Raw genomic sequence first — 17608 nt, forward strand, 5'->3', positions numbered from 1 at the left:
TAGATTGTGTGGAAGGATTCGTGAAAAGTGAAAAAGATATGGTTATTCTTCACCTCTGAGGTTCAATTGAAAAAATTATTAATTGAAGCCTATCTTCTATTAGCCTGGGCACGCGTATTAAAAGCCATTCCTTTCAGCAGAGTTTCTCCTTATCTTGGCTCTCAAATGAGTGAAACGTCATTTGAAATTGATCCGGTTAACATAAAAATAGTCAAACAAATTTCACACTCAATCCATATTATGAGTAAATACACCTTTTGGGAAAGTCAATGTTTGGTAAAGGCAATCGCTTCGATGAGAATGCTGGAAAGGCGTCAAATAGATAGTACACTCTATTTAGGAACTGCCAAGAATGAGATGGGAGAAATGATTGCCCATGCATGGTTAAGAAGTGGTCCGATTTATTTGACAGGTGCTGAGGAAATGGGAAGATTTGTTGTTGTTTGTAAGTTTGCCAAAGAGCCTAGAAAGCATGAACTATCCTTGGAGGATCCGAAATGAAAGATGCATTGCATTTTGTAAAGCTAATCCATTCCTTTTCAGGGAAAATTCTATATATCAACCTTTTTGCAATGATATTAATTAGCCTATTTGAAGGCGTAAGTATTTTTTTGCTTCTTCCCTTAATTAATTTAACAAAAATCGTAAATCTAAATATAAATGATAGTTATTTAAATAATAAGTTTTTTTTCCTTTTCCAAGGGATGTCCCAAACAACAAGCTTTTCAATAATCTTGGTTATCTTCATTTTAGTAATAATAGGGCAAAGTTTCTTTCAAAGAAATCAAACGATATTGAATACAAGAATACAACAAGGCTTTGCCCGTTATTTAAGGGAAGAAACGTATAAATTAATATTATTAGCTAAATGGGGATTTTTCCTTAAAAATAGGAAGTCTGATCTTATTAACTCTATGATTACGGAAACAGGTCGAGTTAGTGGTGGAGTAAATCTGTTTTTTAATTTTATCTCTTCCATTGTATTTACATTAATTCAAGTTGGGATTGCCTGTTTATTGTCAATAAAGATGACCGTATTTGTTACTACATTTGGATTGTTATTGGTTTTTTTTACGCGCAAGTTCATTAAACAAACAAGTAAATTAGGTAAGGATAATATTGAACTAGGACAAACATATATGGCAGGTATAACCGATCATTTCAACGGTATAAAAGATATAAAAAGTAATAACCTAGAAGAACATCATATTTCCTGGTTCCAAAATCTTAACTTGAAAATGGAAAATAACGTAATTAAATCAGTGGATTTAAAAACAAAATCAAACTTTATCTATAAAGTAGTTTCAGCACTTTTGATGGGTATTTTTATATTTATTTCTATAAAAATGTTCAAAGGCCAATCAGCCTCATTATTCCTAATTCTTATCATATTTTCTCGATTATGGCCTAGGATTACTGGGATCCAGTCAAATTTAGAACAGTTAGGTTCAGTATTTCCTGCATTTAAAAAACTCCTAAATCTGCAAAAGGAATGTCTAGAAGAGCAGGAACTTAATGAAAAAATGATTAAAATGGTAAAGCCAATTATTATAAAACACGGATTAGAGTGTAAAAACGTATATTTTAAATATAATAGAGCAGAGCAAACTTTTGCATTACAGAATGTTAACATACAATTTCCGACTAATCAGATGACAGCCATTGTTGGCCCATCAGGTGCAGGTAAAAGTACATTAATAGATCTTTTAATGGGGCTTAATCAGCCTGAAACGGGTGAAGTTTTAATTGATGGGAAAACTTTAACAAATGAAAATATACTTGAATTGAGACGTTCAATCAGTTATGTACCCCAGGATCCATTTCTATTTAATGCTACAATACGAGAAAATTTATTGCTTATCGATCAAAATGCTAGTGAGATACAAATTTGGGAAGCACTAGAATTTGCAGCAGGAGCTGGTTTTGTTAGAAAGTTACCTAATGGACTTGATACACTCATCGGCGATAGGGGAATAAAGCTTTCTGGAGGGGAGAGGCAAAGACTTGTTCTAGCACGAGCAATTTTACGAAAACCATCCATTCTAATTTTAGATGAAGCAACAAGCGCCTTAGACACAGAAAATGAGTCTTTGATTCAAGAAGCACTTGAAGGACTTAAGGGAACAATGACCATTATTGTTATTGCACACCGCCTATCAACCATAAGAAATGCAGATCAGGTTGTAGTATTAGATCAAGGTAAAGTTATCCAACACGGGCAGTTCAACCAGCTCGCTAATGAAAAGAAAGGAATGTTAAGTCATTTACTTAAAAAGCAATTAGGTTAGGTTAGTATTCTATTTTCTTAGGATGTAAGTTTTTCTAGAAAATATGAATTGACTCGTTCTTTATAATGAACTAATATAAGATGTATAATATGTAATTTTAAGTTTTTACTAGATGTTTTCTTAAGTTATAAACTTATCTTTCTTTTATTGTTCTTTATAAAGAAACGTTTTTCTTGAAAAATTCTTGAGAAAAAGGTGGTTATATGGATAGTTTTCGTAAAGTAAATCAAGGAAATCAAAAACGAGCAAAAGAAATGAATTTGAAAGAATTATTCCTCTTGCTAAAAAGACGTGCCTTGGTCATTGCATTGGTAACCCTCATAGGTGGAGTGGCAGGATATGTCCTAAACCAAGCAACGGTAGTCCCGTTATATCAGTCTTCATCCCGAATCATTATTGGTGCTGACGGAGAATTTAGAAAGACTCTACAGGTTATTGTTAGAGATTCTTCAATTCTAGACATAGTTATAAAGAAATTGGATTTAAAAGAAACAGCGGATCAATTGGCAAATCAAATTTCTGTAGCAAGTTTAGAGGACTCTCAGGTGGTAAGTATAAGTATCGTGGACTCTGAACCGGAAAGGGCAGCTAAAATTGCTGATACCACGGCGGTGACCTTTAAAGAGGAAGTTCCAAAAATTGTCGGGAAGGACTATATTCAGATTTTATCCAAGGCAAAGGTAAACCCAGTCCCAATTAATCCTAAGACAAATAATAAGGTGGTGTATGGAATAATAGGAGGTTTGGTGATTGGGATAGCATTAGCATTCTTTTTAGAATCATTCGATGATAGAATCCGCTCTAAAAAAGAAATTGAAGAAATATTAGATATCCCCGTGTTAGGAAAAATACCAAAGATTAACAGGAAAAATATGAAAAAACCAGGGAATAAAACAAAATTTGAAGTAAAAATGAGGGGTGAGACAATTGATTATAAATAAACGAATATCTAAGCAAAAAAAAAGAAAAAACCCCTTTGTTACTTACTATTACCCCGAATCTGCATTAGCAGATCAATTCCAAATGATTCAAACAAATATTAATTTTCTTATGTCTGAAAAAATGACCCAAACTCTTATGATTACCTCTCCTGATGAGGGAGATGGAAAATCGATATTGTTGGCAAATATAGCTGTATCAATGGCGCAGCAGAAAAAGAAGGTTCTCGTAATAGATACCAATTTAAGAACTCCTGCATTACATGACTTCTTTCATACTACGAATTCATCTGGTTTGACAGATGTACTAACTGGAAGGATGTCCTTTAATGAAGCTGTTTATCATACCGAGATATGGAGACTTGACTTACTGGCAAGTGGTTCAATTCCAATAAATCCATTTGAGTTATTAGGTTCAAGTATGATGAAGGATTTGTTAATAAAAGTAAAAGAATCTTATGATGTTATTCTACTAGACTCTACGGCTCTTCTAAAACTTCCGGATACAAAGTTATTGGCAAGCCTATGTGATGGTGTCCTTTTGGTAGTTAAAAACGGAAAAACAAAGCTTCAGAGTGCTACTGAGGCTAAAAAGATGATTGAATTCTCAAAAGCAAAACTTATAGGTGTTATTTTAAATCAATAGCTATCGATAGCTTCTTTTTTTAATCAAACTGTTCTTAATTCAGAACAAAGTAAAGGACTTACTATGTTGGAGATGTCTCCTTTCCATTATCAATGGGGGCACTCGGTCATGCTGTGGGTAAAAGGCCTTAGACGCTTGTCGTCGAGAGTGTGATGTGAGGATGGGTTGGATGCCCAATTTCATTAGAAAGGATAAATATGGGTTATAGAAATAATATTGCCCATATTTATCTTTTTTAAGGGGTTGAAGGGATGAATAATAATATTGATTATTTTCCGAAATCAATAAAAAAGGCTGTAAGATACATTAAACAAGAAGCGTCAAAGGAGCAAATAGTAGAAATTAAGAAAATAATCGACAGTGCCATCAAGATACGACATAAAAGAGTCGATTAAAGGAAGAAAGGGGATAGTTATGACATATCGGCAACGACTTTCATTTTTTGTTTTAATCGACTCATGTATTGTATTAGTGGCTATCTACTTAAGTAAATTCTTTGTGGATGGAACGTTACAGGTAATAACGGGTAGGATGATAATTACTTCAATTGTAATGATTATTAGTCATCATATTCTTTCCTTTAAATTCCATTTATATCGTAGAGTATGGCAGTATGCTAGTGTTGGAGAATTGCTAAGCATATTAAAAACTGTTACATTTTCGGTCATAATTGCAGGTGTTTTTCAAGAATTATTAATAAAAGAAATCACCTTCCGCTTATTGGTTGTTACCTGGCTTTTGAATATGTCACTAATAGGTGGGTCTCGTTTTTCCTGGAGAATGTACCGTGATGCCCATCTTAGTCCAATTGAGAATAAAAAAAGGATTTTGATTATTGGTGCTGGTTCTGCCGGAACCATGGTCGTAAGACAGTTGTTAAATAGTTTCCAATCCGATTTACTTCCAGTTGCCTTTATTGATGATGATGAGAAAAAGAAAAAGCTAGATATTCTAGGAATACCAGTCATTGGTGGAATATCCAAATTAGAAGATGCGGTAAAAAAGTATGAAATCGACAACATTGTGATTGCGATCCCCTCTTTAAATAAAAGAGAGTTAAATCGGATATTCCAAGAGTGTGCCAAAACGAATGCAAAAACACAAATCTTACCGATGTTAGAGGATTTAATGACAGGTAAGGTTTCTGTCAATCAATTCCGTGATGTTCAGGTAGAAGATTTGCTTGGTAGAGAACCTGTTCAACTCGATATTGAAAGCATTTCGGAAAATATAACTGATAAAGTAGTCTTAGTTACTGGTGCAGGGGGATCAATTGGGTCTGAGGTTTGCCGTCAGATAGCCCATTTTAACCCAAAAACGCTTATATTATTAGGACATGGAGAAAATAGCATTTATTCAATTGAAATGGAATTAAAAGAGACTTTTCGGAATTCAAAGATTGAATTTATACCAGTCATAGCGGATATTCAGGATGCAAAGAAGCTCATGGCGATAATGAGCACCTACCAACCTGACATGGTCTATCATGCTGCCGCCCATAAGCATGTTCCTCTAATGGAGTCAAACCCAGAAGAAGCGATTAAAAACAATATCATTGGAACAATGAATCTTGCTAATGCGGCTAGCTGGAATGGAGTCAAAACCTTCGTCATGATATCAACGGATAAAGCAGTTAACCCCACAAGTGTGATGGGAGCAGCAAAGAGATTGGCAGAAATGATTGTACAGCATATGGACAAAGGAAGTGACACCAAATTTGTTGCGGTTCGCTTTGGCAATGTTTTAGGGAGTAGGGGTAGTGTTATTCCACGTTTTAAAAATCAAATTGAGAAGGGGGGGCCTGTGACAGTTACTCACCCTGATATGGTTCGTTATTTTATGACCATTCCAGAAGCCTCAAGACTTGTTCTCCAAGCAGGGTCTCTTGCAAAAGGAGGAGAGATTTTTGTGCTAGATATGGGTGATCCTGTAAAAATAGTTGATTTAGCAAAGAATCTTATAAAACTATCTGGGAATTCAATAGATGAAATCGGTATTGAATATACAGGGGTTCGTCCTGGAGAAAAGCTGTTTGAGGAATTATTAAAAGAGGATGAGGTCCAAGAAACTCAGATATATCCGAAGATTTACATTGGAAAAACATCGGAGCTTTTTATTCAGGAGATTGATACGCTAATTTCCACATATTCCAATTTGAATAATGAAGAAATAAGGGAAAAGCTTCTTTATTTGGCAAACAATAAAATAGTTAAAAATAAAAAATTATCTGTCCCAGTATAAGGGATTGCATGGTAATTAATTTAGTGACACCTTGCAGCGTGCTTGTAAAAATTATTCCGAAATAAATCGAGCAGTAATTCTATTAGACTAAGTGTGGTATTAATTTTTATAATAATCTGAAAGGAACTATTGTATGACGATCCTCTGGATTAATCTTGCTATAGTATTTTTATTTTCACTTTTTTCACGATACTTTTCAAAAACTTTAGTATTAAATGGTTCCCTGGTGCAAATAAAACCCAATAAATTATTTGCCTTTTGTGCTATGATTTCCTTTGTTTTAGTTTCTGGGCTTCGGAATAATATAGGAGATACCCCCTTCTATATACATACCTACAATATTACTGATTTTACTTGGGAGTTAGTTAAATCTCAAGATGAAATTGGCTTTGCAGTGCTTCAAATGATATTAAAAAGATATTCAACCGATCCACAAATATTAATATTTACAACTGCTTTAATAACTAATGTACTGATAATAATTGGTTTATATAAGTATTCAAGATTATTTGAATTAAGTGTCTATGTTTATATAACAGGAGGCTTATTTATAGTCACCATGAATGGGATTAGACAATGTTTAGCAACAGCAATTATATTTACTGCTACTAAATATTTAATTGAGGGCAATTGGTTTAGATATCTGTTAGTAGCAATTTTTGCATCTCTTTTCCACCAAAGTGCTTTAATACTAATTCCTATTTATTTTTTAGTAAGATATAAGGCTTGGTCAAAGGCCACTTTACTCCTATTACTTTCTTCAATAATCATTGTTTTAGGTTTTAATCAGTTTTCAAAGTTATTATTCTCTGCCCTTGAGAATAGTCAATACGGTGTATATAGCCAATTTAATGAAGGGGGCGCGAATATTATTAGGGTAATAGTGTTTGCTATTCCGTTGGTAATTGCATTTTTTGGCAGAGACAAACTGAGAGAATTATATCCAGAAAGTGACATTTTTGTAAATATGGCAATTATTGGTTTAATGTTTATGATTATTTCTATGGGAAATTGGATTTTTGCTAGATTTAATATTTATTTTGAACTTTACCAAATCATCTTAATCTCGTGGATAGTCAAGGTCTTTAGAAAAAAGGACCAAAAGATTGTATATTATGCAATATTATTATGTTACTTTGCCTATTATTTCTACGAAAGTGTCCTTAATTTAAATATTATCTATAAAAGTAATTACTTGGGTTAAATGGTTTAATAACTTGTGACTTTGGTGATACCAAACTAAATCAACACGGTCACGAAAAAAATAAAGATATAAAAGGTCCTCACATTATTCTAAGTGGGGACTTTTTTATAGGAAAGAAATTTCGTAAGAGAGGTAAATGAAATGGCTATTTCTGAAAGTTTAAACCAACATAAATTAAAGGAAATTTTAATAAATACTTATGTAAGTGGAATGGAGACAAAAAACATCCAAGTCGAGGATTTAATCGAAGAAATAAAAAAACAATTATTAGCTGATTCCAAATAGCATGGGAGGTTAAATATGAAGCGGCTATTTGACTTTACGGTTTCTTTGATTCTGTTCGTTTGTCTTTCCCCTATTTTTATCTGTATTGCCATTTTAGTTAAAATAAAGTTCGGTTCTCCTATTATCTTTAAACAGGTACGTCCTGGCTTATATGGCAAACCTTTTAGCTTGTATAAGTTTAGAACTATGACGGATGAGAAAGATGAAAAAGGTCAATTGCTGCCAGATTATATCAGGTTGACGTCTTTTGGAAGATTTCTACGTAAATACAGCTTAGATGAATATCCTCAATTATGGAATGTAATAAAAGGGGATTTGAGTTTAGTTGGCCCCCGTCCCCTTCTCGTTGAATACCTATCGCTGTATACAAAAGAACAATCATTAAGGCATAACGTAAGACCGGGAATTACGGGCTGGGCTCAAGTGAATGGAAGGAATGCTATTTCATGGGAGGAAAAATTTAAGTTTGATATATGGTATGTAAAGAACCAATCTTTCTTCTTAGATATCAAAATTCTTTTTTTTACTGCTTATAAAGTTATTATATCGGATGGAATTAATCAACCAGGCAATGCAACTGTAGAAAGCTTTAAAGGTTCTAATTCAACAGTAGGAGGGGGGAACCCATGAATGTTGTTGTCATAGGTCATGGAGGTCATAGTAAAGTAGTTTCTGATATTATACGGGCAAACAAGGAACTACAATTTATTGGATATCTAGATAATAAGTATGAAAGAATTCAACTTATGAATAACTTCATATATGGACCTGTTGAAGCAGCAAATCAACTTAAACAAGAGTATAACAATCTAAAATTTGTTATGGCTATTGGAGATAACAAAGTAAGGAAATCAGTCGTTGAAAAACTTGGATATTCTAAAAGTGATTTTATAACAATTTTCCATCCCTCTGCATATATAAGCCCGAGTGCAAAAATAGGGCATGGCACGGTTATCATGCCTCAGGCAGTAATAAATGCAGATGTGGTTATTGGAGATCATTGCATCATTAATTCATGCTCTGTAGTTGAACACGATAGTAGACTAGAGGATTATGTTCACCTCTGTCCTAATAGTACTATAGCAGGCACGGTGGAAATGGGTGAGGGTTCATGTGTGGGAAGCGGAGCAACAATTATTCCCAATATAAGTATCGGTGAATGGACAATGATTGGTGCAGGAGCAACAGTAATTGACCATGTTCCCTCCAATTGTTTAGCTATGGGAACACCTGCCAAGGTGAAGATGATTAATAAAATGAATGTGGGGTGAAGATATTGGAGCAAGCAACCTATAATAAAAGAATTTTTCTATCCTCTCCCCATATGAGTGGGAATGAACATAAATATATAAATGAAGCATTTGAAACCAATTGGATTGCTCCTCTTGGACCAAATGTGGATGCTTTTGAAACAGAAATAGCTCAATACGTGGGAGCCAGTGAGGCGGTGGCCGTAAGTTCAGGAACGGCAGCCATTCATCTGGCTCTTTCCTTATTAGGAGTGGGAAAGGGTGATCAGGTATTTTGCTCGAGTCTTACCTTTATAGCGAGTGCCAATCCAATTATTTATCAGGGAGCTGAACCAGTCTTTATTGATTCCGAACCTGAAACCTGGAATATGTCCCCACAAGCATTAGAACGAGCGTTTAGTGCTGCATTAAAGAATAAAACTCTTCCGAAGGCAGTAATTGTTGTAAATCTTTATGGTCAAAGTGCCAAAATGGAGGAAATAACTGCTATATGCAATTACTATGGAGTTCCTATTATTGAAGATGCAGCAGAGTCACTTGGGGCAATGTATAAAGGAAAAGCAAGTGGAACGTTTGGAAAATTTGGGGTCTTCTCCTTTAATGGGAACAAGATTATTACTACCTCTGGGGGAGGAATGCTGGTTTCAGATGATTGTGAAGCTTTACAAAAGGCAAGATTCTTAGCCACACAAGCAAGGGATGTGGCCCCACACTACCAACATAGTCAAATCGGATTCAATTATAGATTAAGTAACATCTTAGCCGGTATTGGAAGGGCGCAATTAGAGGTATTGGATGAACGGGTTGCTGCTAGAAGGGCAATTTTCCAATATTATTTTAAGGAACTTTCCGACCTACCTGGTTTCACCTTTATGCCTGAATTAACAGATACCTTGTCTAATCGGTGGCTAACAGCATTAACTATTAATGAGAAAGAGGCGGGAATATCTGTCTCACAGATATTGAGTGCATTAAGTAAGGAAAACATTGAAGCACGGCCAGTTTGGAAGCCGCTTCATCTTCAGCCAGTTTTCAATGGTCTGAGATATTTTCAACATAGCGAGCAAGAAAGTGTTTCAGAAACACTCTTTAATAATGGGGTGTGCTTACCATCAGGATCAAATATGACGGATATCGACATAGAAACTGTTATTGACCATATTAAACAAACAGTTAATAAAGGAAGGAACGAGCGGGATATGTGTAAGTAATAATACTTTATTTTATGAAAACGGGGTATGAATCGTGATAGGGAAAATTATACATGAAATACGAAAGCAAAAGGGGTTGACATTGTCCGAATTAGCCAAACGGGCAAAAGTATCAAAATCTTACCTAAGTAATATTGAACGTAACCTGAATCAAAATCCTTCTATTCAAGTAGTAAATAGAATTGCTGCTGTCTTAGGTGTGGAATTAGACGATTTTTTTGATACAGGGAAGAATATCAATAATCAACAAGAAATAGATCAGGATTTGCTGGATCTAGTAAAAGAATTAAAAGAAACAGGAATTGAAAAAGAACAAATCAAGGATTACAGAACATTAATTGAATTTATTAAGTGGCAGCATCAAAAGGCTAGTGTTGAGAAAGCATGAGGTCATGATATGGAGTATATAAAAATTCCTAAAATAATTCATTATTGTTGGTTTGGTGGAAAAGAGAAACCTAGGATTGTAAAAGAATGTATGGAAACCTGGAAAAAGCATCTTTCAGAATATGAAATTATTGAATGGAATGAAAGTAATTTTAATATCGAAATAAATTCCTATGTGAGAGAAGCTTATAATGCGGGGAAATTTGCATTTGTTAGCGATTATGTTCGCGTTTACGCTCTCTATAATTACGGTGGGATTTATTTAGATACAGATGTTGAGGTATATAAACCCTTTAATGATTTGCTGAAACATCCTTCCTTTTGGGGATTTGAACAAGAAAACTTTATTGCAACCAGCACGATTGGAGCAGAAAAGGGAAATTCTTTAATAAAAGAATTTTTAGATTCGTATAGTATGAAAAAGTTCATTAATAATGATGGCACCTTTAATCAATTAACTAATGTGGCCATTATTACGAAGTTACTGGAGGATAAGGGATTAAAATCAAATGGTCAATACCAGGAAATTAATGATCTAGGTGTCTTTTACCCCCAGACTTACTTTTCTCCCTATGATTATATAAATTGCCAATCATTTATTACCGAAAATACTTATACCATCCATCTTTTTTATAAAAGTTGGCTGCCCCTAAGGAAACGAATAAAAGGAAAAGTGAAATTTGTTTTATCAAAACTTATTGGTGGTCACAATATTGCTAAATTAAGAAAAATTTATCGATAAATTAAGCTGTTGCAAGGGGATTGAGTATGTTTAACACAGGGATGAAAATAGTTATGACTTTTATTTCCGAAAGCAAAAAACGTGGTATTTTTATTACCATTCTTATGAATCTCTCTCATTTGGTTGGTATTTTAAGGGGTTTGTTTTATAAGATTTTATATTTTAATAACATTAAATCCTCTATCTATTCTCTTCAAGCCAATAGTAAAATAGAAATCTTCAATAATAAGGCAAATATTATTATTGGTAAATTTGTTTTTGTAAGGAAGAATGCGAGCATTCGGATTGATTTTGATGGAGTTCTAAATATAGGTAATCATGTTTTTATTAATGATAATTGTAATATTAATTGTGTCAATCGAATTACGATTGGAAAAAACACCAAAATAGCTCCCAATGTTTGTATTAACGATCATGATCATAATTATAAAAAGAATACCTCTGACCATTTAATTAGAGGGGAAGTTAGTATTGGTGATAACGTTTGGATAGGGTCAAATGTCGTCATTTTAAGGGATACCCATATTGGTGATAATGTGGTGGTTGCGGCTGGAAGTGTAGTTAAAGGAATCGTACCACCTAATACAATATTTTTAAATAAAAGAGAGACAGAACTTAAACCATATAAAGGTAAAGACAAGGTCGTGCAGTTTAGTGTTTAATACTTCTTTTAGGTGAGGATAGAGGATGAAAAAGAATATTTTAATTTCTGTTTATAATATGGAAATTGGAGGCATTGAGCGAAGTTTAATAAATATGCTGGAATGCTTTGATTATCAAAAATACAATGTTGATCTGCTAATCTTTCATCATGTAGGCGAGTTTATGAGTTTGATTCCAAAGTCGGTGAATATTTTGCCACAGGTAGCAAAGTATTCCGTATTTCGAAAGCCAGTGATTCTTTGCCTTAAAGAAAGACAATATTCATTAGCTTTTATTAGGGTTCTTTCGAAGTATATGGCAGAAATAAAATCAAAGTCTAGAAACTTAGAAGAGGGTGCTGGGTATATACAAATGCAGCTAACACAAAAATACTCCTCCTTTTTATTACCAAAATTTGAAAAGGAATATGATGTAGCAATCAGCTATGCTTGGCCACACGATATAATCGCAAACAAGGTGAAAGCTAAGAAAAAAATTGCATGGGTTCATACCGATTATAGTAAGTTGGAAATTGATAATAAGCTGGACCTTAAAGTTTGGAATCAATTTGATAATATTGCTGCAGTATCGGATGCTTGTAGGGATGCCTTTCTAACTACCTATCCAACATTGAAAGAAAAAGTATTAGTTGTAGAAAATATCACTTCACCTATTTTTATAAAAAAAATGGCGGGGGAAGAGTTGACATTTTATCAAGAAGAATCTCAAACTTTTAATCTAGTCTCTGTAGGCAGACTATCCTATGTTAAAGGGTTTGATCTGGCGATAGAGGCTCTTAAACTCCTTCATATGAAAGGGTTAACTAATATCAAGTGGTACATTATTGGCTACGGTGGATATGAGAAAGAAATGAAGGATTTAATATCTAAGCATAATTTAGAGGATAGTTTTGTCCTTTTAGGCAAAAAAACTAATCCCTATCCTTATATAAAAAATTGTGACCTCTATGTTCAACCGTCTAGATATGAAGGGAAAGCAGTAACTGTTTCTGAAGCAAAAATACTTGGGAAGCCTATTCTAATAACAAATTATCCAACAGCGCCTAGTCAAATTGAGAATGGAGTTGAAGGCCTGATTTGTGATCTAAGTGTTCCAGGCTTAGCGAGAGCGATAGAGGAGTTTTATAGAAATCAAGAAATGAAAAATATATTAATGAAAAACATTAGTAATAAAGATTATAGCAATAGTTATGAACTAGATAAGCTTTATAAAATCATTAGTTAGAAAAATAAGATGAATTGAACAAATTATGTAGGACGTTGTATGCTGTAGATTTATGTCGAAGGGTTGTTCTTTAAAAAGAAATAATCGTAAGTTATAATGTAAAAAAAGATTAAAAAAGTAGTGAACAAAAACTAATCAAAAATTTTTTAGTAAAAATGTTCATTATAATGAACGAGGCTGTTAGTGAAGAAGTTGAAAACAAATCTTATCATCTGAGTTACTACATGTTGGTTAATTCATATAAATAATATTTTAAGGTGTGAACAAATTGAGGGACACGATAAAAAAACTAGGGGTTCTATTAACTAAAAAGGATAAGAAAAAATTATTATTGCTTTTTTTTATGATGATCCTTGCAGCCATATTTGAAACAGTAGGAATTGGTTTAATCGTTCCTTTTGTCGGAATTGTAACAAATCCTACAATTATTCAGAAGCAATCATTTTTATCAAACGTATACAAATTTTTAAACTTTCAATCAACCAACACGTTTATTTTGTTTGCTGTTGTCTGCTTACTGATCGTTTATATTGTTAAAAATGCTTATTTATTATTTTTTTATTCGGTACAATATAGAGTCATCTTAAATCAAAAAGTAAAACTTTCCAGAACGATGTTCAAGTTGTATTTAACAAAACCTTATACATTTCACCTGCAGCGAAATTCTGCTGAATTATTAAGGAATGTAAACGGAGAAGTAGGGAAGGTATTTGATGGTATTTTATTAGCAAGTTTTCAATTGCTAACAGAGATATTAATCATGACTTTTATACTTTCGTTACTAATTATTACTGCGCCATTAGCCACGTTAACGTCTGGTATTTTATTGGGCGGGAGTGTTCTATTATTCTTTAAGATCTTTCGGAAAAAAATTACTCATTTAGGAATAGAAAATCAAAAAGTTAGTCGTGAGATGATTAAGTGGGTAAATCAAGGATTAGGGGCAAGTAAAGAAATCAAGGTTTCGGGAAAAGAAAGTTACTTTGTGAAATCGTATGCTAAGCAAAGTCAGATCATGGCAAATAATACTATTTATAAAAATACGCTCGATCAAATTCCTAGACTTTTTATCGAGACTTTATTAGTATCAGTTGTCCTTATTACGATGGTCATTATTGTATTCCAAGGTACTGAGAAATCTACATTAGTGGCCACCATGTCACTATTTGCCATGGCTGCATTTCGATTAATGCCTTCTATTAATAGAATAGTCGCCACAATAACCTCCATTCGATTTAGTCAGCCGGCATTGACGGTAGTCTATGATGATTTAATTAAAGATAATAACGGAAAAAGTCCAATTCAAGAAGATGCAACCATGGAGCTAAAACATGAAAAGCAAAATAAAGGTGAAAAAATATTTCGTAATTCTATTAAATTAGAAAATGTTTATTTTCGTTATCCAAATCAAAAAGAGTGTTCCATTAGAAATTTGTCCTTAACCATTCCGATTGGGCATTCTGTTGCTTTCGTTGGAACTTCTGGCGCTGGCAAAACAACTATTGTTGATATCATATTAGGGTTATTCGAACCCGAGAAGGGCCGCTTAGTAGTTGATGGGAAAGATTTAAATGAACTGATGCCAATATGGAAAAATAAGATTGGCTACATCCCTCAATCCATTTATCTATCAGATGAAACCATTCGGAACAATGTGGCTTTTGGAATAAACGATCAGGACATTGATGAGTTTGCTGTTCAAAAGGCAATTGAAGATGCACAGTTAAAGGATTTTATTGATACTCTCCCAGAAGGAATAAATACTGTCGTAGGGGAAAGAGGAGTTAGGCTTTCAGGAGGACAACGTCAACGTATTGGAATTGCCAGAGCATTGTATCATAACCCGGAAATTATTATTTTAGATGAAGCAACATCTGCTTTAGATAACGAGACAGAAAAAGAGATTATGAAAGCAATAGACGGCCTTAAAGGAGAAAAGACGTTAATTATTATTGCTCATAGATTAAGTACAATTGATAATTGCGACATTGTTTTTAAAGTGGATAAAGGAAAATTAATATCAGCTGATAATAAACTTAGACAGTCGATGTAAGAACCAAAATAATTTAGAAAGGAGGCAAAAGATGCTTCCAAAAGTCAGTGTGGTAATACCGGTCTATAATGTTGAAAGTTATTTACAACGGTGTGTTGATAGTATACTAAATCAAACATTTCAAGATTTTGAAATTATATTAATAAACGATGGTTCAAAAGATAATTCTGGCCAAATATGTGATGAATATGCACAAAAGGATAAACGAATAAAAGTTATCCACAAAAAAAATGCCAGGGTTTCAGCAGCCAGGAACGATGGCATTAAAATAGCAAAAGGAAAATACTTAAGTTTTATTGACTCAGATGATTGGATTGAACCTGAGATGTATCAGGTGATGGTTAACAAAGCTGAGGAGTTAAATCTTGATGTTATTATGTGTGATTACAAAAAAAAATCAAACAATTATGAATATAAACGAACACAGCCTATTCGAGAAGGGTATTATTCAAAAGATGACATAAAGAATGAGCTGTTCCGATGTTTAATCATGTTTGAAAATATCGAATTTCCACCAACTATATCAAACTGGGTTTGTTTATTTAATATAAAATTCCTTAAAAGAAACAATTTATACTATGACGAGGATATACACTACTGTGAAGATTCAATTCTAGGCTCGAAGATTATGTATCATGCAGCAAGTTTCTACTATTTTAAAAATCATTATTATTACAATTACTTTTACAATCCTGCTTCAACAACGAATACATATAATGAAAATAAGTGGAATGCTTACCTTAAAATAAATGAAAGATTAAAAATATACTTTGGAAATACTTTTGAATATGATTTCACAAGACAAATAAAAATTAATATGCTGTATTTTACACTAAATACGTTAGGGCAATTGAAATATTCCGGGTACGATAGCAAAGAAAGGTTGAGTAGGATTCAAAAGATAATTCTTCACCCGAAAGTTACGGAAATATTTGAAGACTTTAAATTACCGAATGTTTCTTGGAAGATGAAAGTTGCTATCCTTCTTATAAAGTTTAAATTTGTTAGATTATACAGCTTATTTGTACTGAATAAAAGAAGACTAAACACATTACATTTTACTGACGAATTATTGAAAAAACCACAATAAATTCAAAATCATTGGTTGATTGTGAGGTTATATTTTGAAAAAGAAAGTATTGTTTGTAAATGGTCATTTAATGGTAGGCGGAGTTGAGAACTCACTTATAAACGTGCTAAAAGGTATAGATTTTAACTATTATGAAGTTGATTTGATCTTATTTGAAGGACTTGGGGATTATGCAAAGGAAGTTCCTAAAGAAGTAAATATTATTTACTTCGATTTATCAAAAGCATATGGACCGATCATCCAGAGTATTTTAGCGTCCATAAGGAAAAGGAATTGGTTCGCGGTATGTCTCAGACTAATTTTCCTACTAGAGAAAATAATTGGGGTTAAGGCCTTAACTTTTGCAAAGCCACTTTTTAATCTGCATAAAAATTATGATTGTGCCATTGCATACCGTATAGGATTTTGCACAGATTTTGTTGGATATATCATTAACAGTAAAAAAAAGATCACTTGGTGGCATCATGGGTCATACGATTATTCAGAAAATGAAACAAAACGTTGGATGAAAGTTTACAAGAAATTTAACAAGATAATTGCTGTTTCGGATAGCAGCAAAGAATTACTAATAAACAATATTCATGGAATCCATAATAAAGTCCTGACAATACCCAATATTATTAACGTTGATGAAATTAGGGACAAATCAATTGAAGGAATCAGTTATGACATTAAATTTAATCATAATCTAACGCTAGTGAGTGTAGGCAGATTATCACCTGAAAAAGGTATGATTAATTGTGTTCATGCTTGTAAGAAGTTGGTTGACAATGGATATTTCGTGAAATGGTATCTCATAGGAGAAGGTACACAGCGTAGAAAAATGGAAAGATATATAAAAGAATATCACTTAGAAAATCATCTCTTTCTATTAGGTGCTATCTCAAATCCCTATCCATATATTAAAAATGCCTATATATATGTTCATCCATCAATTGTTGAGTCATTATCGATTTCGGTATTAGAAGCACTAGCTTTAAATACGCCCGTTATCGTTGCAAAGTCTATGGGACCAATGGAGTTTATTCGGCACGAAGTAAATGGTTTACTCGTAGATCCAACTCCAGAAGGATTATATAAAGGGATTGTATCTTTAATAGAGGATGAAAAACTTTATAACCTTTTGAAAAAGGAAAAAAGTGATGTTCTAAAAAATTACAGTCCAGAAGTGATAATGAAAAAAATATATGATTTAACAAAGGTTAGCTAGTACTTAAAAAATTCTAGTATAGAATGGTTGAAACACATAATTGTTCTTTAGAGGGAGATAGTTATGTTAAAGTTTTTTCAAAGGTTTTACCGTACTGATTATATGATTGCATATAGATTTATTAATGATAATGGAATATTAAATAATAATAGTATAAAATTCACAGCATTTAAAAA

At 33.1% G+C, this 17608-nt stretch carries 18 protein-coding genes; all 18 read left to right on the plus strand.

Translation table 11 applies throughout. The annotated features are described in order from the left end of the window. Positions 1-27 precede the first annotated feature (27 nt). The 18 genes from V7121_RS10495 to V7121_RS10580 all read left to right on the plus strand — a co-directional run bounded on the left by V7121_RS10495 (position 28) and on the right by V7121_RS10580 (position 17432). Entirely contained in the window at positions 28-501 is a 474-nt protein-coding gene (locus tag V7121_RS10495) for a lasso peptide biosynthesis B2 protein (protein WP_335502206.1), read from the plus strand. After that, complete coding sequence (locus V7121_RS10500) at positions 498-2288, plus strand: ABC transporter ATP-binding protein (RefSeq protein ID WP_335502208.1); 1791 nt, start codon at positions 498-500, stop codon at positions 2286-2288. The genes V7121_RS10495 and V7121_RS10500 overlap by 4 nt, the downstream gene beginning before the upstream one ends. A 203-nt stretch (positions 2289-2491) precedes the next feature. Continuing rightward, positions 2492-3229: a YveK family protein gene (locus V7121_RS10505; RefSeq protein WP_335503172.1), complete on the plus strand. Its 738-nt coding sequence runs from the start codon at positions 2492-2494 to the stop codon at positions 3227-3229. Continuing rightward, entirely contained in the window at positions 3216-3872 is a 657-nt protein-coding gene (locus tag V7121_RS10510) for a CpsD/CapB family tyrosine-protein kinase (RefSeq protein WP_335546520.1), read from the plus strand. Before V7121_RS10505 ends, V7121_RS10510 begins: the two co-directional genes overlap by 14 nt. 251 nt (positions 3873-4123) lie before the next feature. Next, entirely contained in the window at positions 4124-4267 is a 144-nt protein-coding gene (locus tag V7121_RS10515) for a hypothetical protein (RefSeq protein ID WP_335546522.1), read from the plus strand. Between the two features lie 19 nt (positions 4268-4286). Continuing rightward, positions 4287-6113: a polysaccharide biosynthesis protein gene (locus tag V7121_RS10520; RefSeq protein WP_335546525.1), complete on the plus strand. Its 1827-nt coding sequence runs from the start codon at positions 4287-4289 to the stop codon at positions 6111-6113. 133 nt (positions 6114-6246) lie between these two features. Next, a complete protein-coding gene (locus V7121_RS10525; RefSeq protein WP_335503165.1) occupies positions 6247-7317 on the plus strand; it encodes an EpsG family protein in 1071 nt (356 codons plus the stop codon). A 141-nt stretch (positions 7318-7458) separates the two neighbouring features. Continuing rightward, a complete protein-coding gene (locus V7121_RS10530; protein ID WP_335503163.1) occupies positions 7459-7602 on the plus strand; it encodes a hypothetical protein in 144 nt (47 codons plus the stop codon). 15 nt (positions 7603-7617) lie between these two features. Beyond that, positions 7618-8232, plus strand: a complete 615-nt coding sequence (locus V7121_RS10535; RefSeq protein WP_335503161.1) for a sugar transferase — start codon at positions 7618-7620, stop codon at positions 8230-8232. Next, entirely contained in the window at positions 8229-8873 is a 645-nt protein-coding gene (locus V7121_RS10540; RefSeq protein ID WP_335503159.1) for an acetyltransferase, read from the plus strand. The genes V7121_RS10535 and V7121_RS10540 overlap by 4 nt, the downstream gene beginning before the upstream one ends. Before the next feature lie 53 nt (positions 8874-8926). Continuing rightward, complete coding sequence (locus V7121_RS10545) at positions 8927-10063, plus strand: DegT/DnrJ/EryC1/StrS family aminotransferase (protein ID WP_335503156.1); 1137 nt, start codon at positions 8927-8929, stop codon at positions 10061-10063. Between the two features lie 34 nt (positions 10064-10097). Further along, a complete protein-coding gene (locus V7121_RS10550; RefSeq protein ID WP_335503152.1) occupies positions 10098-10451 on the plus strand; it encodes a helix-turn-helix domain-containing protein in 354 nt (117 codons plus the stop codon). A 9-nt stretch (positions 10452-10460) separates the two neighbouring features. Then, positions 10461-11192: a glycosyltransferase family 32 protein gene (locus tag V7121_RS10555; RefSeq protein ID WP_335503150.1), complete on the plus strand. Its 732-nt coding sequence runs from the start codon at positions 10461-10463 to the stop codon at positions 11190-11192. A gap of 26 nt (positions 11193-11218) precedes the next feature. Further along, positions 11219-11854 carry an acyltransferase gene (locus V7121_RS10560; RefSeq protein WP_335503147.1) on the plus strand — a complete coding sequence of 212 codons (636 nt, stop codon included), beginning with the start codon at positions 11219-11221 and terminating at the stop codon, positions 11852-11854. A 25-nt stretch (positions 11855-11879) separates the two neighbouring features. Next, complete coding sequence (locus V7121_RS10565; protein WP_335546527.1) at positions 11880-13079, plus strand: glycosyltransferase; 1200 nt, start codon at positions 11880-11882, stop codon at positions 13077-13079. 259 nt (positions 13080-13338) lie between these two features. After that, positions 13339-15132 (plus strand): ABC transporter ATP-binding protein, encoded by a 1794-nt coding sequence (locus V7121_RS10570; RefSeq protein WP_335546529.1) that lies wholly within the window; start codon positions 13339-13341, stop codon positions 15130-15132. A 31-nt stretch (positions 15133-15163) separates the two neighbouring features. Further along, the gene (locus V7121_RS10575) at positions 15164-16222 is read left to right on the plus strand and encodes a glycosyltransferase family 2 protein (protein ID WP_335503139.1); all 1059 of its coding nucleotides are present in this window, start codon (positions 15164-15166) and stop codon (positions 16220-16222) included. Between the two features lie 34 nt (positions 16223-16256). Beyond that, positions 16257-17432: a glycosyltransferase gene (locus V7121_RS10580; RefSeq protein ID WP_335503137.1), complete on the plus strand. Its 1176-nt coding sequence runs from the start codon at positions 16257-16259 to the stop codon at positions 17430-17432. The last annotated feature ends 176 nt before the right edge of the window (positions 17433-17608 follow it).

It is taken from the genome of Neobacillus drentensis (assembly GCF_036962125.1).
Classification (GTDB): Bacteria; Bacillota; Bacilli; order Bacillales; family Cytobacillaceae; genus Neobacillus; species Neobacillus drentensis_B.